At 67.2% G+C, this 22,462-nt stretch carries 19 protein-coding genes and 1 tRNA gene; 15 read left to right on the top strand and 5 right to left on the bottom strand.

The window, feature by feature from the left end:
- Positions 1–12 precede the first annotated feature (12 nt).
- The 6 genes from cyoB (at position 13) to P0Y52_10020 (ending at position 5,700) form a co-directional block, all read left to right on the top strand.
- Positions 13–2,022, top strand: a complete 2,010-nt coding sequence (gene cyoB / locus P0Y52_10045; GenBank protein WEK56886.1) for a cytochrome o ubiquinol oxidase subunit I — start codon at positions 13–15, stop codon at positions 2,020–2,022.
- A 4-nt stretch (positions 2,023–2,026) separates the two neighbouring features.
- Positions 2,027–2,671, top strand: a complete 645-nt coding sequence (cyoC, locus tag P0Y52_10040) for a cytochrome o ubiquinol oxidase subunit III (protein ID WEK56885.1) — start codon at positions 2,027–2,029, stop codon at positions 2,669–2,671.
- The gene (gene cyoD, locus P0Y52_10035; protein WEK56884.1) at positions 2,668–3,054 is read left to right on the top strand and encodes a cytochrome o ubiquinol oxidase subunit IV; all 387 of its coding nucleotides are present in this window, start codon (positions 2,668–2,670) and stop codon (positions 3,052–3,054) included. Before cyoC ends, cyoD begins: the two co-directional genes overlap by 4 nt.
- A gap of 71 nt (positions 3,055–3,125) precedes the next feature.
- The gene (locus tag P0Y52_10030) at positions 3,126–3,839 is read left to right on the top strand and encodes an SURF1 family protein (GenBank protein ID WEK56883.1); all 714 of its coding nucleotides are present in this window, start codon (positions 3,126–3,128) and stop codon (positions 3,837–3,839) included.
- The gene (locus P0Y52_10025) at positions 3,836–5,158 is read left to right on the top strand and encodes an ATP-binding protein (protein WEK56882.1); all 1,323 of its coding nucleotides are present in this window, start codon (positions 3,836–3,838) and stop codon (positions 5,156–5,158) included. The genes P0Y52_10030 and P0Y52_10025 overlap by 4 nt, the downstream gene beginning before the upstream one ends.
- 5 nt (positions 5,159–5,163) lie before the next feature.
- Entirely contained in the window at positions 5,164–5,700 is a 537-nt protein-coding gene (locus P0Y52_10020) for a response regulator transcription factor (GenBank protein ID WEK59476.1), read from the top strand.
- 9 nt (positions 5,701–5,709) lie between these two features.
- On the opposite strand, the gene P0Y52_10015 is transcribed toward P0Y52_10020, so the two are convergent.
- Together P0Y52_10015 and P0Y52_10010 are read right to left on the bottom strand one after the other, a co-directional pair.
- The gene (locus tag P0Y52_10015) at positions 5,710–6,651 is read right to left on the bottom strand and encodes a DUF808 domain-containing protein (GenBank protein WEK56881.1); all 942 of its coding nucleotides are present in this window, start codon (positions 6,649–6,651) and stop codon (positions 5,710–5,712) included.
- Between the two features lie 151 nt (positions 6,652–6,802).
- A tRNA-Lys gene (locus tag P0Y52_10010) sits at positions 6,803–6,878 on the bottom strand.
- A gap of 195 nt (positions 6,879–7,073) precedes the next feature.
- Here P0Y52_10010 and P0Y52_10005 point away from each other — a divergent pair.
- Both P0Y52_10005 and P0Y52_10000 read left to right on the top strand, forming a co-directional pair.
- Entirely contained in the window at positions 7,074–8,483 is a 1,410-nt protein-coding gene (locus P0Y52_10005) for an amino acid permease (protein ID WEK56880.1), read from the top strand.
- Positions 8,483–8,836: an Hpt domain-containing protein gene (locus P0Y52_10000; GenBank protein ID WEK56879.1), complete on the top strand. Its 354-nt coding sequence runs from the start codon at positions 8,483–8,485 to the stop codon at positions 8,834–8,836. The genes P0Y52_10005 and P0Y52_10000 overlap by 1 nt, the downstream gene beginning before the upstream one ends.
- A gap of 174 nt (positions 8,837–9,010) precedes the next feature.
- On the opposite strand, the gene P0Y52_09995 is transcribed toward P0Y52_10000, so the two are convergent.
- Positions 9,011–9,580, bottom strand: a complete 570-nt coding sequence (locus P0Y52_09995) for an OmpA family protein (protein WEK59475.1) — start codon at positions 9,578–9,580, stop codon at positions 9,011–9,013.
- Positions 9,581–9,877: 297 nt separating this feature from the next.
- Between P0Y52_09995 and P0Y52_09990 the strand changes: the two genes are divergently transcribed.
- Positions 9,878–10,756 carry a hypothetical protein gene (locus P0Y52_09990; protein ID WEK56878.1) on the top strand — a complete coding sequence of 293 codons (879 nt, stop codon included), beginning with the start codon at positions 9,878–9,880 and terminating at the stop codon, positions 10,754–10,756.
- On the opposite strand, the gene P0Y52_09985 is transcribed toward P0Y52_09990, so the two are convergent.
- The gene (locus P0Y52_09985; GenBank protein WEK56877.1) at positions 10,753–11,643 is read right to left on the bottom strand and encodes a LysR family transcriptional regulator; all 891 of its coding nucleotides are present in this window, start codon (positions 11,641–11,643) and stop codon (positions 10,753–10,755) included. The genes P0Y52_09990 and P0Y52_09985 overlap by 4 nt on opposite strands.
- A 103-nt stretch (positions 11,644–11,746) precedes the next feature.
- Here P0Y52_09985 and P0Y52_09980 point away from each other — a divergent pair, with 103 nt between their 5' ends.
- Positions 11,747–13,249, top strand: a complete 1,503-nt coding sequence (locus P0Y52_09980; GenBank protein WEK56876.1) for a CoA-acylating methylmalonate-semialdehyde dehydrogenase — start codon at positions 11,747–11,749, stop codon at positions 13,247–13,249.
- Between the two features lie 12 nt (positions 13,250–13,261).
- On the opposite strand, the gene P0Y52_09975 is transcribed toward P0Y52_09980, so the two are convergent.
- Positions 13,262–14,671: a short-chain fatty acyl-CoA regulator family protein gene (locus P0Y52_09975; protein ID WEK56875.1), complete on the bottom strand. Its 1,410-nt coding sequence runs from the start codon at positions 14,669–14,671 to the stop codon at positions 13,262–13,264.
- 131 nt (positions 14,672–14,802) lie between these two features.
- Here P0Y52_09975 and P0Y52_09970 point away from each other — a divergent pair, with 131 nt between their 5' ends.
- The 5 genes from P0Y52_09970 to mce are packed head-to-tail and all read left to right on the top strand — an operon-like array spanning position 14,803 to position 22,285.
- Positions 14,803–16,338 carry an acyl-CoA carboxylase subunit beta gene (locus P0Y52_09970; protein ID WEK56874.1) on the top strand — a complete coding sequence of 512 codons (1,536 nt, stop codon included), beginning with the start codon at positions 14,803–14,805 and terminating at the stop codon, positions 16,336–16,338.
- Positions 16,339–16,347: 9 nt separating this feature from the next.
- Positions 16,348–18,324, top strand: coding sequence for an acetyl/propionyl/methylcrotonyl-CoA carboxylase subunit alpha (locus P0Y52_09965; GenBank protein WEK56873.1), 1,977 nt, complete (start codon positions 16,348–16,350; stop codon positions 18,322–18,324).
- Positions 18,325–19,707: a methylmalonyl-CoA mutase family protein gene (locus P0Y52_09960; GenBank protein ID WEK56872.1), complete on the top strand. Its 1,383-nt coding sequence runs from the start codon at positions 18,325–18,327 to the stop codon at positions 19,705–19,707.
- Entirely contained in the window at positions 19,704–21,863 is a 2,160-nt protein-coding gene (gene scpA, locus P0Y52_09955; GenBank protein WEK56871.1) for a methylmalonyl-CoA mutase, read from the top strand. The genes P0Y52_09960 and scpA overlap by 4 nt, the downstream gene beginning before the upstream one ends.
- Positions 21,863–22,285 carry a methylmalonyl-CoA epimerase gene (gene mce / locus P0Y52_09950; protein WEK56870.1) on the top strand — a complete coding sequence of 141 codons (423 nt, stop codon included), beginning with the start codon at positions 21,863–21,865 and terminating at the stop codon, positions 22,283–22,285. Before scpA ends, mce begins: the two co-directional genes overlap by 1 nt.
- Positions 22,286–22,462 lie beyond the last annotated feature (177 nt).

The following is a 22,462-nucleotide window of genomic DNA, read 5'->3' as shown; positions in this document are numbered from 1 at the left end:
CGCCCTACCGACATGTCTATTGATCACATCGCATCCCTGATCTTCGGCCGGTTGGACTGGAACGCCCTGCCGTTCCATGAACCGATCATCACGGCGACCTTCGCCGTCGTCGTGCTGGGCGGTCTGACGACCCTGGCCCTGATCACCCGCTACAAGCTGTGGGGCTATCTCTGGACCGAATGGTTCACCACGGTCGATCACAAGAAGATCGGCATCATGTACATGATCCTGGGGCTGGTCATGTTCCTGCGCGGTTTTGCCGACGCCATCATGATGCGCCTGCAACAGGCCATGGCCTTCGGCGGGGCCGAGGGCTATCTGAACGCTCACCACTATGATCAGATCTTCACCGCCCACGGCGTGATCATGATCTTCTTCGTGGCCATGCCTCTGATCACCGGCCTGATGAACTATCTGGTGCCGTTGCAGATCGGGGCGCGCGACGTCTCCTTCCCCTTCCTGAACAATTTCAGCTTCTGGATGACGACGGCCGGCGCGGTCCTGGTCATGGCTTCGCTGTTCATCGGCGAGTTCGCGCGCACCGGCTGGCTGGCCTATCCGCCGCTGTCGGGCATCGGCTACAGCCCTGGCGTCGGCGTCGACTACTACATCTGGGCCCTGCAGATCGCCGGGGTGGGGACCACCCTGTCCGGCATCAACCTGATCGCAACCATCGTGAAGATGCGCGCGCCGGGCATGGGCCTGATGAAGATGCCGGTCTTCACCTGGACCTCGCTGTGCGCCAACGTCCTGATCGTGGCCTCCTTCCCGGTGCTGACGGCGGTTCTGGCCCTGCTGACGGCGGATCGCTACCTGGGCACCAACTTCTTCACGAACGACTTCGGCGGCAATCCGATGATGTACGTGAACCTGATCTGGATCTGGGGCCACCCCGAGGTCTACATCCTGGTGCTGCCGCTGTTCGGCGTCTTTTCCGAAGTCACCTCGACCTTCTCGGGCAAGAAGCTCTTTGGCTATACGTCCATGGTCTATGCGACGGTGGTCATCACCATCCTGTCCTACCTGGTGTGGCTGCACCACTTCTTCACCATGGGCTCGGGCGCGTCCGTGAACTCCTTCTTCGGGATCACGACGATGATCATCTCGATCCCGACCGGGGCCAAGCTGTTCAACTGGCTGTTCACCATGTACCGCGGCCGCATCCGGTTCGAGCTGCCGATGATGTGGACGGTCGCCTTCATGCTGACCTTCGTGGTCGGCGGCATGACGGGCGTCATGCTGGCGGTGCCGCCGGCGGACTTCGTCCTGCACAACTCTCTGTTCCTGATCGCCCACTTCCACAACGTCATCATCGCCGGCGTGCTGTTCGGCCTGTTCGCGGCCATCAACTTCTGGTGGCCCAAGGCTTTCGGCTTCAAGCTGGACAAGAAATGGGGCCTGGTCAGCTTCTGGTGCTGGGTGGTGGGCTTCTGGGTCGCCTTCGCCCCGCTCTATGTCCTGGGCTTCATGGGCGTGACGCGGCGGATGCGGGTCTTCGACGATCCGTCCTATCAGATCTGGTTCATCATCGCGGCGGTCGGGGCCGGCATCATCGCCATGGGCATCCTGGCCATGCTGATCCAGTTCGCGGTCTCGATCCTCAACCGCGACAAGCTGCGCGACGAGACGGGCGACCCCTGGCACGGCCGCACGCTGGAGTGGTCCACGTCCTCGCCGCCGCCGGACTACAACTTCGCCAAGACGCCGATCATCCACGACTCGGACGCCTGGTGGGACATGAAGGCGCGCGGCTATGAGCGTCCGACCGACGGCTACAAGCCCATCCACATGCCCTCGAACACGGGCGCGGGGGTGATCCTGGCCGGCCTGGCGACGGTCATGGGCTTCGCCCTGATCTGGTACATGTGGTGGCTGGCGGGCCTGAGCTTCTTCGCGCTGATCGCCTACGCCATCTTCCACACCTTCAACTACAAGCGCGACTACTACATCCCGGCCGAGACGGTGCAGGCGACGGAAGACGCACACACAAAGGCCCTGGCGGCCGCAGCGGCGAAGGGGTGATCCGATGAGCCATGCTTCTTCCCTGAACCCGGACTACGTCGACGAAGCCGGGCGACCGATCTACCACCCGGTCGAGGAGCCGCATCACCCGGAAGGCCACAGCACCATGCTGGGCTTCTGGATGTATCTGATGAGCGACTGCCTCATCTTTGCGATGCTGTTCGCCGTCTATGGGGTGATCGGCGCCAACTACGCCGCCGGCCCCGCGCCCAGGGACCTGTTCGAGCTGCCGCTGGTGGCGCTGAACACGTCGATGCTGCTGTTGTCGTCGATCACCTATGGCTTCGCCATGCTGGCCATGGTCAAGAACCGCACGGCCCAGATGCAGATCTGGCTGGCGATCACCGGGGTCTTCGGTCTCTGCTTCCTGGGGATTGAGCTCTATGAGTTCGCCCACCTGATCCACATCGGCGCCACGCCCCAGCGCAGCGGCTTCCTGTCGGCCTTCTTCGTTCTGGTCGGCACCCACGGCCTGCATGTCACCTTCGGCTGCATCTGGCTGGTCACGCTGATGGTGCAGGTCTGGCAAAAGGGTCTGATCCCGGCCAACAAGCGCCGGCTGATGTGCCTCAGCCTGTTCTGGCACTTCCTGGACGTCATCTGGATCGGCGTCTTCACCTTCGTCTATCTGTTCGGGATGCTGCGATGAGCGCCGAAGCCCACAACGACCACGCCGTGACCCACGACGATCACCACCACGGCGACGACCACGATCATGGTTCGTTCAAGACCTATATGATCGGCTTCCTGCTGTCGGTCGTGCTGACGGCGATCCCGTTCTGGCTCGTCATGACCGAGACCTTGGCGCCGCAGACCACGGGACTGATCATCACGGCCTTCGCCGTGGTGCAGATCGTGGTCCACATGGTCTTCTTCCTGCACATGAATCACAAGTCCGAGGGCGGGTGGAACATGCTGGCTCTGATCTTCACCATCGTGGTGGTGGTGATCGCCGTCGCGGGGTCGGTCTGGGTGATGTATCACCTGAACACCAACATGATGCCCACCCACGACATGCAGACCATGGGCTGAGCCTGATCAGGCGAGGCCAGGGGAGAAGCGCCATAGAGCCGTTGTCGCGACCCGCCCGGCCGCCGCGCAGCATGACCGCCCTGATCCTGGGCGCGGTCATGTTCGCCCTGCTGTTCGCGGGCTTTTCGGCCCTGGGCGTCTGGCAGGTGCAGCGTCTGCTGTGGAAGCAGGACCTGATCCGTCAGGTCGACGCCCGCATCCACGCCGCGCCCGCCGCCGCGCCGCCGCCGGATCAGGTCATCACGCGGCAGGCGGATCAGTATCGTCGGGTTGTCGTCAGCGGCCGCTTCGATCATCAGCATGAAACCCTGGTCAAGGCGGTGACGGACCTCGGCCCCGGCTATTGGGTCATGACGCCGCTGGTCGCTGATCGCGGCTTTACTGTCCTGATCAACCGCGGCTTCGTGCCCTCTGAGCGTCAGAAGCCGCAGAGCCGCGCCCCCGGTCAGGTCGAGGGCGAGACGACGGTCGTCGGCTTGCTGCGTCTGACGGAACCTGACGGCGGCTTCCTGCGCGCCAACGACCCGGCGGGCGACCGCTGGTTCTCGCGCGACGTGACGGCTATCGTGAAGGCGAGGGGGCTTTCCGGGCCGGTCGCGCCCTATTTCATCGACGCTGACGCCACGCCCAATCCGGGCGGCTGGCCGCGCGGCGGCCTGACCGTGGTGCGCTTCCCCAACAGCCACCTGATCTACGCCCTGACCTGGTTCGGCCTGGCCCTGATGTCGGCGGCGGGCTTCATCCTGTTCTGGCGCGAGGAAAAGCGGCGGCGGGCGGCGCCATGAACGCGGTCCGCGTCGCGCGCAGCCTGCTGGGTCTGGACGGCCAGACCGAGGCGCCGGTGTCGCCGGGCGCGGCCGGGCGGCGCAACATGCTGCTATTGATCCAGTTGCGCTGGCTGGCGGTCATCGGACAGGTGGTGACGATCGCCGTGGTCCACTGGGGGCTGAAGATCCCCCTGCCGCTGGGCCAACTGCTGCTGGCCCCGATCGGTCTGGCGGCGATCAACCTGGCCAGCGCGCCCGTCACCCTGCGGCGCCGAAGCGTGACCGACCCGGAGTTGCTGCTGGCCCTGTTCGCGGACGTGGCCGCCCTGAGCTGGCTGCTCTTCTTCAGCGGCGGGGCCAGCAACCCGTTCGCCGCCCTCTATCTGATGCAGATCGTGCTGGCGGCGGTCCTGCTGCGCCCCCCCTATGCCTGGGGCTTTGTTCTGGTCACCAGCGCCTGTCTGGGGGTGCTGGCCGTGTGGCATCAACCCCTGCTGCTGCCGCCCAGCGCGGATGCGCGGCTGGGCCTGATCCAGGCCGGGGCCCTGGTCAACTTCATCCTGATCGCCGTGCTGCTGGTGGCCTTTGTTACGCGCTCGACCCAGAACGTGCGGGCGCGCGACGCCTATCTGGCCGACGCGCGGCAACAGGCGGCGGAACAGGACCATATCGTCCGCATGGGGTTGCTGGCCTCGGGCGCGGCGCACGAGCTGGGCACGCCTCTGGCCTCGCTGTCGGTCATCCTCAGCGACTGGAAGCGAATGCCGACCCTGACGGCCGACGCCGACCTGACCGCCGACATCGTCGAGATGCAGGCCGAGGTGGAGCGCTGCAAGACCATCGTCACCGGCATTCTGATGTCGGCCGGCGAGGCGCGGGGCGAGGCGCCCACCATCACGACCCTGGGCGGCTTCCTGTCGGAGATCGTGGCCGACTGGCGCGCGAAGTCCAACGACGCCATGGCCGTGGTCCTGCGCGGGCCGACGCCGCGCGACCCCCGCATCATCGCCGATCCGGCCCTGAAGCAGGTCTTCAGCGCCCTGCTGGACAACGCCCATGAGGCCGGGGCCGAGCGCATGGTCATCGCCGCGACCCTGGACGACGACCTGCTGTCGGTCGAGTTCAATGACGACGGGCCGGGATTTGCGCCGGAAATCCTCGAACGCATGGGCCAGCCCTATCAGTCGACCAAGGGGCGGGCAGGGGCGGGGCTGGGCCTCTTCCTTCTGGTCAATGTCATGCGAAAGCTGGGCGGCGGGGTGGTCGCCGCAAATCGACGCGACGGCGGCGCCTGTGTTCGCCTGACCCTGCCTCTGGAGGCCCTGGCCGCGAAATGAACGAGATGACTGACGCGCCCCGCCAATTGCTGATCGTTGAAGACGACGAAGCCTTCGCCAAGACCCTGCGCAAGTCGTTCGAGCGACGCGGCTATGAGGTGGTGTCCGCGCGCAGCCATGAGCAACTGGTCGAACTGCTGGCCGTCCACCATCCGCAATACGCCGTGGTGGACCTCAAGCTGGGGGCGGCCTCGGGCCTGACCTGCGTCCAGACGCTGCACGCCTTTGACCCAGATCTGAACATCGTCGTCCTGACCGGCTTCGCCAGCATTGCGACCGCGGTCGAGGCCATCAAGCTGGGCGCCCGCCACTACCTGGCCAAGCCCTCGGGCACCGACGAGATCGAGGCCGCCTTCGCCCGTCAGGACGGCGACCCGGACGCGGCCCTCAGCGCCCGCCCGACCTCGATCAAGACGCTGGAGTGGGAGCGTATCCACGAGGTCCTGGCCGAGACCAATTTCAATATCTCCGAGACGGCCCGCCGTCTGGGGATGCACCGCCGCACCCTGGCGCGGAAGCTGGAGAAGCGTCAGGTCACCTGACGCTGTCCGTCAATGCGCGCCGCGTCCGAACAGGCGCATGGCCTGATGCAGGCCGACGGCGAGCGCTCCACCGACGATTAGGCCCAGCAGGGCGGACAGCAGGGCCGTGGTGGTCCAGCCGACCACGCCGCCCAGGGGGCCGAACAGGCCGCCGACCGCGTGGGCCAGATGCTCGACCGGCTCGGCCGGCCAGGCCAGGCCCAGGGTGTGCGTGCCGTGCAGCAGGATGCCGCCGCCCACCCACAGCATGGCCACGGTGCCGATGACGGTCAGGGACGAGAAGACGCCTGGCATGCCCTTGACCAGCCCGCGCCCGATGGCCCGGCTGGTCTTCGAGGCGCGTTTGGCCATGTGCAGGCCGATGTCGTCCAGCTTCACCAGCAGGCCGACCGCGCCATAGACCGCGACCGTCATGGCCAGACCGACCACGATCAGGACGCCTGCCTGCGTCAGCAAGGGCGCTTGCGACACGTCGGCCAGGGCGATGGTCATGATCTCGGCCGACAGGATCAGGTCGGTGCGGACGGCGCCGGCGACCGTGGCCTTTTCCAGGTGAGCGGGGTCGTCGCTGACCGGCTCATCGTCCGTCGCGTGGTCGCCGAACATCTCCATCACCTTCTCGGCCCCTTCGAAGCAGAGGTAGGCCCCGCCGCACATCAGCAAGGGCGTAATGGCCCAGGGCGCGAAGGCGGTCAGCAGCAGGGCGACCGGCAGGATCAGCACGAGCTTGTTGCGGATCGAGCCCACGGCGATCTTGCCGATGATGGGCAGTTCGCGGCTGGGGGACAGGCCGGTGACGTATTTGGGCGTCACGGCGGCGTCGTCGATCACCACGCCCGCCGCCTTGGTCGCGGCCTTCCCGGAGGCGGCGCCGACATCGTCGATGGAGGCCGCCGCCAGCTTGGCGATCGCCGCCACGTCGTCGATCAGGGCCATAAGTCCAGAAGGCATGGGCGCATCCGCAGGGGAGGAAATGAGCAGGGCTCCTTCCTGCCCGCGACAAGGCGACTTGGAAAGGGGCGCAGCTTCACCTGGCGAGCAGAAGCTCCAACCAGTCGCCCTGGAAGGGAAGTTTCATGCCTGAACAGATCGAGAGAGACGATGGTGGGTGATCACAGGTTCGAACTGTGGACCCGCTGATTAAGAGTCAGCTGCTCTACCAACTGAGCTAATCACCCGTACCGTCGTCTGCGCCCTTGGTGTGGCGCCGGTTCTTCGTGGCGACCCGCTGGGTTGCCCGAAGGGCCGTCCTATTACTCAGGATGCCGGGGGGGCGCAAGGGCTGATTGCGGGATTTTCTAAAGTTTGTTCCGCGCGCTAAGGTCGCGCCCGGAATCAGCCGCCGACAGACGCGGCACGAGGAAATGACACATATGGCGTTCTGGAACCGTCGGCGATCGATCGATGCCATGCTGGCCCCCCATGAGGGGCCCGCGCTGAAGAAGACCCTGAGTTGGCCGCATCTGATGGCCCTGGGCGTCGGCGCCATCGTCGGCACCGGCATCCTGACGCTGATCGGGGTCGGCGCGGGTCTGGCCGGCCCGGCGGTGCTGATCAGCTTTGGCCTGGCGGGCCTGGTCTGCGCCTGCGCGGCCCTGGCCTATGCCGAGCTGTCGACCATCATGCCCGCCTCGGGCAGCGCCTATACCTATACCTATGCCTCGCTGGGCGAGATCTTCGCCTGGGTCGTGGGGTGGAGCCTGATCCTGGAATATTCGCTGGTCGTCTCGGCGGTGGCCGTGGGCTGGTCCGGCTACGCCATTCCCTTCCTGTCGGGTCTGGGCGTCGACCTGCCGCTGGCCCTGACGGTCGGTCCGCATGTCGAGGGCGGCCTGATCAACCTGCCGGCCGTCTTCATCATCGCCGTGGTGACGGGCCTGCTGCTGATGGGCACCAAGGAAAGCGCCACGCTGAACGCCCTTCTGGTGCTGGTGAAGATCGCCGCCCTGGTGGCCTTTGTCGTCATCGCCCTGCCGAATTTCGACGCCGCAAACTTCACCCCCTTCATGCCCAATGGCTTCGGCGCCCCCTTCGTCCAGACGGGCGTCATGGCGGCGGCGGCCATCATCTTCTTCGCCTTCTACGGTTTTGACGCCATCGCCACGGCGGCTGAGGAGACCAAGAAGCCCGAGCGCGATCTGGCCATCGGCATCATCGGTTCGATGGTGGTCTGCACCGTCCTCTATATCGTCGTCGCGGCCGCCGCGATCGGCGCGGCTCCGGTGGCCTCATTCGCTGACAGCCCCGAGCCCCTGTCGTTGATCATGCGCGGCCTGGGTCAGGGCGTTGCGGCCCAGTGGATCGCCGCAGCCGCCGTCATCGCCCTGCCGACCGTGCTGCTGGCCTTCCTGTTCGGCCAGAGCCGCATCTTCCTGGGCATGGCGCGCGACGGCCTGCTGCCCAACCGCCTGGCGCGGATTTCCAAGCGCGGCGTGCCTGCCGTCGTGACGGTCTTCACCGCCATCGTCGTGGCCTTCCTGGCTGGCATCATGCGTCTGGACGAGCTGGCCTCGCTGGCCAACGCCGGCACCCTTATGGCCTTCATGGCCGTGGGGATCAGCCTGATCGTGCTGCGGGTGCGTGAGCCGAACCGCGAGCGCAAGTTCAAGACACCCCTGTGGTGGTTGGTCGGCGGCATCGCCATTGTCGGCTGCATCACCTTCTTCTTCAGCCTGAAAGCCTCGACCCAGATCTACTTCCTGCTCTGGAACCTGGGCGGTCTGGCCATCTACCTGCTGTGGTCGTCGAAGAACGCCCGGCTGGCCAAGAGTCCGGTGGCCTGATGGCGCGGCGCGATCTTACGGGGGCGGTGGATTTCACCGTCCTCGAGACCATGACCGCCGGTGTGGACGACGTGACGGAGGAGGTGCTGGGCCTGTTCGTCCAGCAGGCCGCGCTTTGGTCGCCCCTACTGGACGCCAGCGCCGAGGGCTGGCGGGATGCGACCCATACCATTCGCGGCGCCAGCGCGGGCATCGGCGCCAATGACCTGGCGGCGGTCTGCGCCGAGGTCGAGCATGGGGAACAGGACCAGGCCCATGCGGGACTGGAACGGGTGAGGACGGCGCTGGACGCGGCCCTGAGCGACATCGCCGCCTATCGCCACGAGATGATGCTGAGAAGCCTCAAGGGCTGACGGCGAAAGGGGCTGACCCGTTCCTGCGGACGGGCGTCTCGGCGCAGACGGCGCCTGCGGCCTGTTCGATCCGATCGCGGCAAGCGCGTGGGCCTGACCGCGATCAGGGCGGTCCTGTCCGATCCTGCAAGGCGTAGTCTGGCGGCGGCTCCGCTGTGAGCCGCCGCCCCTCGGTCAGCTCAGGACGACGATCGCGACGCGACGGTTCTGGGCGCGGCCTTCGCGCGTGTTGTTCGGCGCCACCGGCTTGGTTTCACCATAGGAGATGGTGGCCATGCGGTTCAGGGCGATGCCCTGGTCGCTGAGGAAGCGACGCACGGCTTCGGCGCGGGACTGGCCCAGTTGCTCGTTGGCGCGGGTGTCGCCCGACGAATCCGTGTGGCCCTGGATTTCCAGATAGACGTTGCGGTTCTCGGCCTTCAGGCGCTGGACCAGTTCGGCCAGGCGCTGTTCGGCTTCCGGCGAAAGGGCGTCGCGGTTGACCGGGAACTTCACCGAGTCGTCCGACAGCACGACTTCGTAGAGGAACTTGCCTTCGGCCAGCTTGTGGGCGGCGTTGGCGCGGGCCAGGGCTTCACCCGCCGTGCCTTCGACCTGGGTCAAATGGCTATCGACCTGGGTCACGCGCTCATCGACCACGGCGACGTTGTCACGCACGAAGCGGTGGCTGGCGCACCCGCTGGCGGCCAGACCGCCGATCAGCACGAGGCTGGTCACGGCCACCGCTCGAGATGTGAGTTTGATCAAGTTAAGTCTCCTTCGTGCCGGGGCGCTAGTCCCGGATGTGCGCTCGCCGAACCTGTCGGAGCAGGAACGGCGCGGTAGAGACGCGCAGCGAAAGAAAAGGTGCCAGCTTAACCATAGAAAAAGTTCAAATATCTGCGTTTTTCACCCCTCTTGTGCGTTGTATCCCGAGCGCCTTGATCCTGACGCGAGTGACTGATCCCTTCAAATGAGGGTCTCGAAGGCCGAGATCGACTGTGGAATACAGATGACGAGATACACTCCCTCCGGAGCGTTGCAGCGGCGGGCCGGATCTGAATGACGAGAGCGGAGACCTCGGCCCGCGGTCGTCGGCGCCGCAGCGCGCGCGTCTGGACGGTGGCGGTCAGCGTCGCGGCCCACCTGCTGGTTCTGGTCGCCATCCTGATGTCGCCGGTGAAGACCCCGGTCTTTCCGCCCGAATGGAAGGCGGTCGAGGTCGAGTTGGTCGAGCCGCTGCCGCCGCCGCCCGCGCCGGAACCGGCCGAGCAGGAGGCCGGCGGCGGCCAGCCCGCTGCGGCCCCCATGCCCGATCCCAAGCCGTCGCCCGCGCCCACGCCTGTGAAGGCGCCGGCCAAGGCCGCGCCCGCGCCGGTCGCCCGCCCGACGCCGCGCCCCAGCCGCCCGGCGCCGCGCTCGCCGACGGTGGAGCCGGTGCCGATCGCCGCGCCCGAGCCCAGCGTCTCCTATGTCTTCCTCGGCGACAGCGCCCTGGCCGGCGCGATGACGGCGGGCGGCGGCTCGGGCGTGGGCAGCGGCGCCGGGACCGGTTCGGGCACAGGGTCCGGCAGCGGGTCGGGCTCAGGCTCCGGGTCGGGCTCGGGCGGGGTCTGCAACATGGTCGAGCGGTTGCAGAACGCCCTCCGCGACGACCCGCGCATCCGGGCGCGTCTGACCGAGGCCTATCGCGACTCCGGCGCGCGCGGCCGGGCCATTGTCATCTGGAACGGCGACTGGGTGCTGAGCCCCGGTCAGGACGGCAAGGGTCTGGCGGGGGTGCGTCAGGCGGTGGCCGTGGTGGTCGGCTTCTCGCCGCGTCAGTGCAAGTCGCAGACGGTGCGCGGCTATGTGGTCGTGACCCTGAGCGACGATCCCGGCGCGCCCAAGCTGGCGCTGGGAACCGGCCAATGGCGCTGGTCGGACCTGCTGGGGCTCTAGGAGAGCGCCGAATAGGGGGAAAGGCGCGCCGCCGAGGTCTGGCACAGGGTCTTGATCCAGCGCCGCGCCGCCTTCAGTCGCGCCGTGCCGTGGACCTCGCGGTGGGTGCTGAGCCAGAAGCGGCGCTCGATCAGCACCTGGTCGGCCAGCACCCGCATCAGCCCCTCGGCCAGGAAGCAGGGCAGGACCCCGATCCCGCCGCCCGCCGCGATCATGTCCCGCTGCGCCCGGATCGAGGAGGAGGCCAGGCGCGGACGCAGGTTGGGCCGGATCTCGTCCAGGTAGTGCAATTCCGGGGCATAGATCAGGTCGTCGACATAGCCGACGATGTCGAAGCGGGGCAGGTCGTCCACGCTGTCGGGCGCGCCATGCCGGGCGACGTGCTCGGGCGCGGCGTAGAGGGCCAGTTGATAGGGTGTCAGCGGCTCGACGATCAGGCGCGGGCTGGCGGCGGGGCTGAGGGTGATGGCCATGTCCACCTCGCGACGGCTGGGCGACAGGAAGCCTGAACTGGCGGCCAGTTCAACATTCAGCCCCGGATGCGCCGCCAAGAGCGCGGGCAAGGCGGGGGCCAGGACGGCGCCGCCGAAGCCTTCCGAGGCGCTGATCCGCACGGTGCCAGCGATCAGGTCGGGCCGCGTCACCCGCTCGGCGGCCTCCATGGCGCTTTCGGCGTCCAGCGCCGTCTCCAGCAGATGCGCCCCCGCCGCCGTCAGTAGCAGGCCGGACGCCGAGCGCACCACCAGGGTCGACTTCAACGCCGTCTCCAGCCGCGCCACGCGCCGCCCGACCGTGGCGGCGTCTATGCCCAGCCGCTGCGCCGCCGTGGCCAGCGAGCCGGCCCGCGCGGCGGCGATGAAGATGCGAACGTCGTCCCAGTCGAACATTGCAGGATTGCACAGCATAGGATGCAAGATTGCAATGGGTGGCGCGCCATCGGTCTGCTAGGCCATGCTGCAACGAACAACGACATCACAGGGAAACGCCTCCATGCGCGACATTCGCCACTTCATCGACGGTGCGGCCTTCGACGGCGCATCGGGCCGTTTCGGCGACGTGTTCAACCCCAACACCGGCGAGGTTCAGGCCCGCGTCCAGCTGGCGACCGTCAGCGAGATGGACCGCGCGGTGCAGGCCGCGCAAGCCGCGTTCGAGGGCTGGTCCAGCACCAACCCGCAGCGCCGCGCCCGCGTCATGTTCGAGTTCAAGCGCCTGGTCGAAGCCAACATGAACGAGCTGGCCGAGCTGCTGTCCTCGGAACACGGCAAGGTCATCGCCGACTCCAAGGGCGACATCCAGCGCGGTCTTGAAGTCATCGAGTTCGCCTGCGGCATCCCGCACGCGCTGAAGGGCGAATACACGCAGGGCGCCGGCCCCGGCATCGACGTCTATTCCATGCGTCAGCCGCTGGGCGTGGTGGCGGGCATCACCCCGTTCAACTTCCCTGGCATGATCCCGATGTGGATGTTCGGCATGGCGATCGCCGCCGGCAACACCTTCATCCTGAAGCCGTCGGAGCGTGATCCGTCGCTGCCGGTGCGCCTGGGCGAACTGATGATGGAGGCGGGCGCGCCCAAGGGCGTGCTGAACGTCGTCCACGGCGACAAGGTGGCGGTCGACGCCATCCTGACCCACCCCGACATCCACGCCGTCAGCTTCGTCGGCTCGTCCGACATCGCCCACTACGTCTATCAGATGGGCGCCCAGCACGGGAAACGCGTCCAGGCCATGGGCGGCGCCAAGAACCACGGCATCGTCCTGCCCGACGCCGACATGGATCAGGTGATCAAGGACCTGACCGGCGCGGCCTATGGCTCGGCCGGCGAGCGCTGCATGGCCCTGCCGGTGGTGGTGCCGGTCGGCCAGCGCACCGCCGACGAACTGCGCGAGCGTCTGGTCTCGGAAATCCCCAACCTGCGCGTCGGCGTCTCGACGGACGCCGAGGCCCACTACGGCCCGGTCGTCACCCAGACCCACAAGGACAAGGTCCTGGGCTGGATCAACAAGGGCGTGGAAGAAGGCGCCGAACTGGTCGTTGATGGCCGCGAGTTCAGCCTGCAAGGCCACGAGAAGGGCTTCTTCATCGGCCCGTCGCTGTTCGACCACGTCAAGCCGGAGATGGAATCCTACAAGGAAGAGATCTTCGGCCCGGTGCTGCAGATCATGCGCGCCGCCAGCTTCGAGGAGGCGCTGAGCCTGCCGTCGAAGCACCAGTACGGTAACGGCGTCGCCATCTTCACCCAGAACGGCCGCGCGGCCCGCGACTTCGCCGCCCGCGTCAACGTCGGCATGGTCGGCATCAACGTGCCGATCCCGGTGCCGGTGGCCTATCACTCGTTCGGCGGCTGGAAACGTTCGGCCTTCGGCGACATCAACCAGCACGGCATGGAAGGTCTGCGCTTCTGGACCAAGACCAAGACCGTCACCGCCCGCTGGCCTGACAGCGAGCTGGAACACGCCGACAGCTCCTTCGTCATCCCGACGATGGGCTGATCGCCTACGCCCTCAGCTGAGGGTATAGGGAATGACCCCCCGCTCATGGTCCGGCACACTCAGCGTCCGGTCGATGGGCGGGAAGGCGCGCTGGGGGCAGTCGGTGCGCTCGCAGATGCGGCAGTTGACGCCCATGCGCGTCGGCGGGCCGCTCAGGTCCAGACCGTCGGCGTAGACCAGTTGCGCCGCGTGTTCGATCTCGCAGCCGAGGCCGAGCGCATAGCGGCGATCCGGTTCGAGGAAGGACCCGCCCGGCTTGGACACGCTCTTGGCGATGCAGATGTAACGGGCGCCGTCGGGCATCTCCGACAGGTTGACCAGGATGCGGTCCGGGGCGCCAAAGGCCTCGTGCACGTTCCACAACGGGCAGGCGCCGCCAAAGCGGGCGAACTGAAAGCGGGTGGCGCTGTGACGCTTGGTGATGTTCCCGGCCATGTCCACCCGCGCGAAGTAAAACGGCACGCCGCGCCAGCCGGGGCGTTGCAGGGTCGAGAGCCGGTGGCAGACCTGCTCGAAGCTGACGTGGAAGCGGTTTCGCAGTCGGTCCACATCGTGCCGCAGCTCGCGCGCCGCCTCGAGGAAGCGGCGATAGGGCAGCAACAGGGCGCCCGCCGCATAGTTGGCCAGACCGACGCGGCAGACGTCGCGCGCGGCGGGAATGTCGAAGGCGGCCCGGTCCAGTTCGTGCTCGATCAGGTCGTGGAAGCGCAGCAGCACCAGCTGGTGCGCCATCAGGAAGGACCGCGTCGCGCCGGGCAGGCTGGCGTCCACATAAAGAATGCGCGCCGCCGGATCGAAGCGCCGCATGGCCCCGCGGCCTTCGCCGGTGGCCAGGCGCACGCCGCACAGGTCGTTCAGCGCCGCCTCCAGATCGCGCTCCGGGTGGCCGCCGGCGCCTAGGCCCAGCTGCTCTGCCAGCGCCTCCGCCGCCTGATCCAGCACGTCGATGTAGTTGTCGCGATAGTGGAAGAAGTCGCGCACCGCCTCATAGGGCAGGGCGGGCGCCGCCTGCGCCCGCTCGTCCCGGCCCAGGGTCTCGTTCAGCGTCTTCAGCCGCTCGTCCAGACGGCGATAGTCCTGATGCAGGGCCAGGAACTGACGCGCCAGCCGGGGGGTGTTGGTCACGGCCTGCTTCAACTCGACGGGCGAGGGGGCCTCGGCGTGACCGGCCACGTCGGTGACGGCCTCGCGCAGGTCGGCGATCAGGCGGGCGTCGCCGTCCAGATCGAACAGGCTGGCGTCCACGTCGAAGGCCCGCGTCAGGGCGATCAGAACCCGCGCCGTCGCCGGGCGTTGATTGGTCTCGATCTGCGACAGGTAGCTGGGCGACAGGGCCAGTCGTCCGGCGCAGGCTTCCAGCGTCCAGCCGCGCGCCTCGCGCAGCTTGCGCACCTTGGCCCCGAGATAGAGTTTTTCCGCCATCGCAACTTTGCAAAACAGCCCATCAACCTTGGCAGGCTTACGCACTTACGCCCCTTTTGCAAAGTTGCGATTGCCTTTTTGCAACGAAGCGGGTCAGTGATCACGAAAGATTACAGGGAGCAGCCCAAACCATGAGCCAGGCCATCCTCGAGGAACTCGAGCGCCGTCGCGCCGCCGCCAAACTGGGCGGGGGGCAAAAGCGCATCGAGAGCCAGCACGCCAAGGGCAAGCTGACCGCGCGCGAACGGATCGAAGTCCTGCTGGACGAAGGTAGCTTCGAAGAGACCGACATGTTCGTGGAGCATCGCAGCCACGACTTCGGCATGGACCAGCAGCGCATCCCCGGCGACGGCGTCGTCACCGGACGCGGCACCATCGGCGGCCGTCTGGTCTATGTCTTCTCCAAGGACTTCACCGTCTTCGGCGGCTCGCTGTCGGGCGCCCATGCGGCCAAGATCGTCAAGATCCAGAAGATGGCCCTGACGGCGGGCGCCCCGATCATCGGCCTGTTCGATGCCGGCGGCGCCCGGATCCAGGAGGGCGTCGAGAGCCTGGCGGGCTACGCCGACATCTTCCTGCAGAACACGCTCGCCAGCGGCGTCATTCCGCAGATCTCGGTCATCATGGGCCCGTGCGCGGGCGGCGATGTCTATTCGCCCGCCATCACCGACTTCATCTTCATGGTGAAGGACACGTCCTACATGTACGTGACCGGCCCCGACGTGGTGAAGACCGTCACCAACGAGGTCGTCAGCCATGAAGACCTGGGCGGCGCCCGCGTTCACGCCGGCAAGTCGGGGGTCGCCGACGGCGCCTTCGAGAACGATCTGGAGGCCCTGTCCGAGGTTCGCCGCCTGATCGGCTTCCTGCCCCTGTCGAACCGCGAAAAGCCGCCGGTGCGCGACAGCTATGACGAGCCGGATCGCGACGAGGCCAGCCTCGACACCTTGGTCCCGACCAATCCGAACCAGCCCTATGACATGAAGGAGCTGATCCTGAAGATGGTCGACGAGGCCGACTTCTTCGAGATCGGCGCCGACTTCGCCAGGAACATCATCTGCGGCTTCGGTCGTCTGGACGGCCAGAGCGTCGGCATCGTCGCCAACCAGCCTCAGGTTCTGGCGGGCGTGCTGGATATCGACTCGAGCCGCAAGGCCGCGCGCTTCGTCCGCTTCTGCGACGCCTTCCACATCCCGCTGGTGACGCTGGTGGACGTGCCGGGCTTCATGCCGGGCACCAAGCAGGAGTACGGCGCCCTGATCAAGCACGGCGCCAAGCTGCTGTTCGCCTATGCCGAGGCCACCGTGCCCAAGCTGACGGTCATCACGCGCAAGGCCTACGGCGGCGCCTATGACGTCATGAGCTCCAAGCACCTGCGCGGCGACGTCAACTACGCCTGGCCCACCGCCGAGATCGCGGTCATGGGCGCCAAGGGCGCGGTCGAGATCATCTTCCGCAAGGAGGCCGGCGACCCCGAGGCCCTGGCGGCGCGCGAGGCCGAATACAAGGCACGCTTCGCCAACCCCTTCGTGGCGGCGGGTCTGGGCTACATCGACGACGTCATCATGCCCCACGGCACGCGCCGTCGCCTGATCAAGGCCCTGCGCACGCTGAAGAACAAGACCCAGGAAAATCCCTGGAAGAAGCACGACAACATCCCCCTGTAAGGCCCAGAAATGTTCAAGAAAATTCTGATCGCCAACCGGGGCGAGATCGCGGTTCGCATCATCAAGACCTGCCGCAAGATGGGCATCAAGACGGTGCTCGTTTACTCGGACGCGGACGCCGGGTCGCTGGCCTGTGAGATGGCCGACGAGACCATCCACATCGGGCCGTCGCCCGCCGCCCAGTCCTATCTGATCCAGGACAAGATCGTGGACGCGGTGCGTCAGTCGGGCGCCGAGGCGGTCCACCCCGGCTTTGGCTTCCTGTCGGAAAACCCGGTCTTCGCGCGTCGTCTGGAAGCCGAGGGCATCACCTTCATCGGCCCGAACCCGCACGCCATCGAGGCCATGGGCGACAAGATCACGTCCAAGAAGTTCGCGGCTGAAGCGGGCGTCTCGACCGTGCCGGGCCACATGGGCCTGATTGAATCGACCGAAGAGGCGGTGAAGATCGCCAACGAGATCGGCTATCCGGTCATGATCAAGGCCAGCGCCGGCGGCGGCGGCAAGGGCATCCGCGTCGCCCATTCCGACGCCGACATGGCCGAGGGCTTTGCCGCAGTGAAGGCCGAGGCCCTGACCGCGTTCGGCGACGACCGCGTCTTCCTCGAGAAGTTCATCGTCAATCCGCGCCACATCGAGATTCAGGTGCTGGGCGACAAGCACGGCAACATCGTTTCGCTGTTCGACCGCGAATGCTCGATCCAGCGCCGCAACCAGAAGGTCATCGAAGAAGCGCCGTCGCCCCTGCTGGATGACGCGACGCGCAAGGCCATGGGCGATCAGGCCATCGCCTTGGCGCGCGCCGTGAACTACGACTCGGCCGGTACGGTGGAGTTCGTGGCGGGGCAGGACCGCAGCTTCTACTTCCTGGAAATGAACACCCGTCTGCAGGTCGAGCATCCGGTGACGGAGCTGATCACCGGCGTCGATCTGGTCGAACAGATGATCCGTTCGGCGGCGGGCGAGACCATGGGCTTCAAGCAGGAAGACCTGTCGATCAAGGGCTGGGCCATCGAAAGCCGCATCTACGCCGAGGACCCCTATCGCGGCTTCCTGCCGTCGATCGGCCGTCTGGTGCGCTATGAGCAGCCGGAAGAGGGCGATCAGGGCGACTACACGGTCCGCAACGATTCCGGCGTCCGCGAGGGCGACGAGATCAGCATGTTCTACGACCCCATGATCGCCAAGCTGTGCGCCTGGGGCGAGACGCGCGACGCGGCCGTCGAGGGCATGGCCCGCGCGCTGGAGGACACCCACCTGTCGGGTCTGGGCCACAACGTGCCCTTCCTGTCGGCGGTGATGGATCAGGAGCGGTTCAAGTCCGGGGAGCTGTCGACCAGCTATATCAAGGACGAGTTCCCCGACGGCTTCCGCGGTCTGGAGCCCAGCGAGGCGCAGAAGGACATCTTCATCACCGTGGCCGCGGCGATGAACGAGGTCCTGGCCGAGCAGGCGGGCGATCCGTCGGAACGCACCGACTGGACGGTCCTGATCGGCCGCGAAGGCCATGAGGTGTCGCTGTCCTATGACGAGGCCGAGGACCTGGTCATCTCGCTGGACGAGCGCGACCTGACCCTGTCGGAAATCGACTGGCGTCCGGGCATGGCCCAGTTCCGCGCCGTTCTGGATGACGAGCCCTTCACCGCCGAGGTCAAGCGCGCGCCCGACGGCTTCGACATCCGCCACCGAGCGGCCAAGGCGCGCGTCCGCGTCCTGACCCCGCGCGCCGCCGAGATGTATCAGCGCCTGCCTGAAAAGGTCGCCGCCGACACCTCCAAGCTGGTGCTGTCGCCCATGCCGGGTCTGGTCGTCGACATCCCCGTGACCGTCGGTCAGGAGGTCAAGTCGGGCGAGACCGTCGCCATCATCGAAGCCATGAAGATGCAGAACATCCTCAAGGCAGAGCGTGACGGCGTGGTGAAGGCGGTCGGCGCCAAGGCCGGCGATCCGGTCGCCGCCGACGACGTCCTGGTGGAGTTTGCGTAAATGACGACCTTTCCCACGCCGACGCCGCTGGAATGGCGGGAACAGGCCGAGAAGGCGCTGAAGGGGCGGGCGATCGAAAGCCTGCTTCATCTCGACGCCGACGGTCTGTTGATCCGGCCGCTCTATGCCGACGCAACCGGGGTGCAGGCGCTTCGCGCGCCGCGCACCACGGACGCCGAGGGGCGGGCGTGGGACCTGCGCACCCTGGTCGAGGGCGACGAGGCGGCGGCGATCAACGCCGCCGTCCTGACCGACCTTGAAAACGGCGCCGCCTCGGTGGTGCTGAAGGGGGCGTTCACGACCGACGAGGCGGCGCTGGCCGCCGCGCTCGACGGCGTGGCGTTGGAGCTGGCGCCGGTAGCGCTGGATGCGGGCTTTGACGGCGTGAAGGCCGCCGAGGCTCTGGCGGCGGTGGCCAAGGGTTCGCCCCGCGCCCAGCTGCAATTCCACCTCGACCCGATCTCGGCCTACGCCGAGACCGCTGAAGGCGACATCGACGCGGCCGTGACCGAGGCGGCTGAGGCGGCTGCGCGTCTGGCTGGCACCTATCCTGACGCCAAACTCTTCCTCGCCTCGGGCCGCGTGGTGCATGAAGCGGGTGGTTCGGCGGGACAGGAACTGGCCTTCGCCGCCGCCAGCGCCGTCGCCTACGTCAAGGCCGCCGTCCTGGCCGGACTGAGCACCGAACAGGCGCTGAAGGGCGTGGTCCTGGGCGTGTCCGTCGATGCTGAATATTTCGACGCCCTGGCCAAGGTGCGGGCCATGCGCCTGATCTGGGCCAGCGTGTCCAAGGCCTTTGGCCATGAGACGCCCGCTATCATCGAGGCCCGTTCGTCGCGGCGGATGCTGTCGGCGCGCGATCCCTGGCCGAACCTGCTGCGCCTGACCGCCGCCGGCTTCGCGGGCGCGGTCGGCGGCGCCGACGTGGTGGTGCTGGACGCCTTCACCCGCGCCGAGGGTCGTCCCGACGCCTTCGCCCGGCGTCAGGCCCGCAACACCCAGCTGGTGCTGATGGAAGAAGCCAATCTGGGCCGGGTCGATGATCCCGCCGCCGGGTCCTGGTTCCTGGACAGCCGCACTCGCGATCTGGCCGAGGCGGGCTGGAAGGAGTTCCAGTCGATCGAAGCCGAAGGCGGCGTGGTCGACGCCCTGAAACACCACCTGATCCAGCCGCGCGTCGAACGCGCCCGCGGTCAACTGGAAGCGGCGCTGAAGGACGGCGCCCGCCACATGGTCGGCGTGACCAAATACGTCGATCCCGATCCGCGCCCCGCGCCGGTCGAGGCCGCTGATCCCGCCTTCGTCCCGGTGCGCCACGGCGCCCTGACCCCGGTGCGCTTCGCCGCGCCGTTTGAGATCGCGTCCGAGGAGGCCGCCCAATGAGCTTCCCCGACTTCTCCAATGTCGACCTCGACCTGACCGCGACGGGCGAAGGCCCGACGCGTGATCCCTGGCTGACGCCCGAGGGCCTGACGGTCGAAACCGCCTATGGCCCCGAGGCGCTGGAAGGCCTCGACGCCATCCACGGCCTGCCGGGCTTCGCCCCCTATATGCGCGGCCCCTATCCGACCATGTACGCGGGCAATCCGTGGACGATCCGCCAGTACGCGGGCTTCTCGACCGCCGAGGAGTCCAACGCCTTCTATCGTCGCAACCTGGCGGCGGGTCAGAAGGGGCTGTCGATCGCCTTCGACCTGGCCACTCACCGGGGCTATGACAGCGACCATCCGCGCGTGAAGGGCGACGTCGGCATGGCCGGCGTGGCCATCGACAGCATTCTGGACATGCGGACCCTGTTCGACGGCATTCCGCTGGATCAGATGTCGGTGTCCATGACCATGAACGGCGCCGTCCTGCCGATCCTGGCCCTCTATGTCGTCGCCGCCGAAGAGCAGGGCGTGCCGCACGCGGCCCTGACCGGAACCATTCAGAACGACATTCTGAAAGAGTTCATGGTCCGCAACACCTACATCTATCCGCCCGCGCCCTCGATGCGGATCATCTCGGACATCTTTGCGTGGACCGCGCAGGAGACGCCGAAGTTCAACTCGATTTCGATCTCCGGCTATCACATGCAGGAGGCCGGGGCCTCGGCCGAGATCGAACTGGCCTACACGCTGTCGGACGGGTTGGAATACATCAAGGCGGGCGTGGACGCCGGGATGGACGTGGACCGGTTCGCGCCGCGTCTGTCCTTCTTCTGGGCCATCGGCATGAACTACTTCATGGAGGTGGCCAAGATGCGGGCCGGCCGCCTGTTGTGGGCGGAAAAGGTCGCCGAGAAGTTCTCGCCCAAGGACCAGCGGTCGCTGTCGCTGCGCACCCACTGCCAGACCTCGGGCTGGTCGCTGGCGGCTCAGGACGTGTTCAACAACGTGTCGCGCACCATGGTCGAGGCCATGGCGGCGGCGGGCGGTCAGACGCAGAGCCTGCACACCAATGCTCTGGACGAAGCCCTGGCCCTGCCGACGGACTTCTCGGCCCGGATCGCGCGCAACACGCAGATTTTGCTGCAGATGGAGACGGGCCTGACCCGCACCATCGACCCCTGGGGCGGCAGCTTCTACGTCGAGCGCCTGACGCATGATCTGGCCAATCGCGCCCGCGCCCTGATGGCCGAGGTCGAGACGGCGGGCGGCATGGCCAAGGCCATCGAGGCCGGCATCCCCAAGCTGCGCATCGAGGAGGCGGCGGCCAAGACCCAGGCCCGCATCGACACTGGCAAGCAGACCGTGGTCGGCGTGAACCGCTATCTGAACGACACGCCCGACGACATTCCGATGCTGAAGGTCGACAACGCCGCCGTCCTGGCCGCCCAGATCGAGAAGCTGAAGAAGCTGCGCGCCGAACGCGATCAGGCCGCGACCGACGCCGCTCTGGAAGCCCTGACCGCTGGCGCGCGCGGAAACGCCAACCTGCTGGAACTGGCGGTTAAGGCCGCCCGCGCCAAGGCCACGGTGGGCGAGATATCCGACGCGCTGGAGGCCGCCTTCGGACGCCACGTCGCCACGGTGAAGACCGTCTCGGGCGTCTATGGCAAGGAGGCGGGCAAGGATCCCAAGGTCGCCCGCGCCCGCGACATGGTCGCCACCTTCGTCGAGAACGACGGCGGCCCGCCCCGTATCCTGATCGCCAAGCTGGGTCAGGACGGCCACGACCGGGGCCAGAAGGTCGTCGCCACCGGATACGGCGACATTGGCTTCGACGTCACCGCCGGGGCGCTGTTCCAGACCCCCGCCGAGGCCGCCAAGGATGCGGTCGAGAAGAACGTCCACGCGGTCGGCGCTTCGTCGCTGGCGGCGGGGCACCTGACGCTGGTTCCCGAACTGCGCGCCGAGCTGGCCAAGCTGGGCCGCGAGGACATCATGATCGTGGTCGGCGGCGTCATTCCGCCGTCGGACGTCCAGCCCCTGCTCGATATGGGCGCGGCGGCCGTCTATCCGCCCGGCTCGGTCATCGCCGACACGGCGGCGGACCTGATTGAAAAGCTGAACCAGCGTCTGGGCTATGCCCAACCGACGCCGGCGGAGAAGAAATAATGATCGGCAATCTGAACCACGTCGGCGTCGCTACGCCCTCGATCGCGGACTCGATCAAGCTGTATCGTGACATCCTGGGCGCGACGAAGATCGGCGAGCCGTTCGACCTGCCGTCGCAAGGGGTGAAGGTCTGCTTCATCGACACGCCTACGGCCCAGATCGAACTGATCGAGCCCTATGACGAGACCAGCCCCATCACCGGCTTCCTGGCCAAGAACCCCAAGGGCGGCCAGCACCACGTCTGCTTCGAGGTGGCCGACATCCACGCCGCCGTCGCCGAGATGCGCGCCAAGGGCGTGACCATCCTGGGCACGGGCGAACCCCGCATCGGCGCCCACGGCACGCCGGTCGTCTTCCTGCATCCCAAGGAGATGGGCGGCGTCCTGATCGAACTGATGGAAACGCCGAAAGAGGCGCACTGAAGTCAAAAGGCCCGGTCGCTGACCGGGCCTTTTTTCTTGGCTGCGATCCGCCCACTTTGCCGTCACCCCGGATGGCCCGAAGGGACAATCCGGGGCCCAGGCGGCGGCTTCAATGGCATGGGCGGAGAAGGCCCTTGCGTCTGGGTTCCGGGTTCGCTTCGCGCCCCGGAATGACGG

It is taken from the genome of Candidatus Brevundimonas phytovorans (genome assembly GCA_029203145.1).
Classification (GTDB): Bacteria; Pseudomonadota; Alphaproteobacteria; order Caulobacterales; family Caulobacteraceae; genus Brevundimonas; species Brevundimonas phytovorans.
This window is presented reverse-complemented; position numbering and strand designations above follow the sequence as displayed.

Coding starts and splice junctions, on each gene's coding strand:
- cyoC (WEK56885.1), top strand. CDS start 2,027: ATGAGCCATGCTTCTTCCCTGAACCCGGACTACGTCGACGAAGCCGGG.
- mce (WEK56870.1), top strand. CDS start 21,863: ATGATCGGCAATCTGAACCACGTCGGCGTCGCTACGCCCTCGATCGCG.
- P0Y52_10030 (WEK56883.1), top strand. CDS start 3,126: ATGACCGCCCTGATCCTGGGCGCGGTCATGTTCGCCCTGCTGTTCGCG.
- P0Y52_09965 (WEK56873.1), top strand. CDS start 16,348: ATGTTCAAGAAAATTCTGATCGCCAACCGGGGCGAGATCGCGGTTCGC.
- P0Y52_09990 (WEK56878.1), top strand. CDS start 9,878: ATGACGAGAGCGGAGACCTCGGCCCGCGGTCGTCGGCGCCGCAGCGCG.
- P0Y52_09970 (WEK56874.1), top strand. CDS start 14,803: ATGAGCCAGGCCATCCTCGAGGAACTCGAGCGCCGTCGCGCCGCCGCC.
- P0Y52_10020 (WEK59476.1), top strand. CDS start 5,164: ATGACTGACGCGCCCCGCCAATTGCTGATCGTTGAAGACGACGAAGCC.
- P0Y52_09975 (WEK56875.1), bottom strand. CDS start 14,671: ATGGCGGAAAAACTCTATCTCGGGGCCAAGGTGCGCAAGCTGCGCGAG.
- P0Y52_10015 (WEK56881.1), bottom strand. CDS start 6,651: ATGCCTTCTGGACTTATGGCCCTGATCGACGACGTGGCGGCGATCGCC.
- P0Y52_10025 (WEK56882.1), top strand. CDS start 3,836: ATGAACGCGGTCCGCGTCGCGCGCAGCCTGCTGGGTCTGGACGGCCAG.
- P0Y52_10000 (WEK56879.1), top strand. CDS start 8,483: ATGGCGCGGCGCGATCTTACGGGGGCGGTGGATTTCACCGTCCTCGAG.
- P0Y52_09980 (WEK56876.1), top strand. CDS start 11,747: ATGCGCGACATTCGCCACTTCATCGACGGTGCGGCCTTCGACGGCGCA.
- P0Y52_09960 (WEK56872.1), top strand. CDS start 18,325: ATGACGACCTTTCCCACGCCGACGCCGCTGGAATGGCGGGAACAGGCC.
- cyoD (WEK56884.1), top strand. CDS start 2,668: ATGAGCGCCGAAGCCCACAACGACCACGCCGTGACCCACGACGATCAC.
- cyoB (WEK56886.1), top strand. CDS start 13: ATGTCTATTGATCACATCGCATCCCTGATCTTCGGCCGGTTGGACTGG.
- scpA (WEK56871.1), top strand. CDS start 19,704: ATGAGCTTCCCCGACTTCTCCAATGTCGACCTCGACCTGACCGCGACG.
- P0Y52_10005 (WEK56880.1), top strand. CDS start 7,074: ATGGCGTTCTGGAACCGTCGGCGATCGATCGATGCCATGCTGGCCCCC.
- P0Y52_09985 (WEK56877.1), bottom strand. CDS start 11,643: ATGTTCGACTGGGACGACGTTCGCATCTTCATCGCCGCCGCGCGGGCC.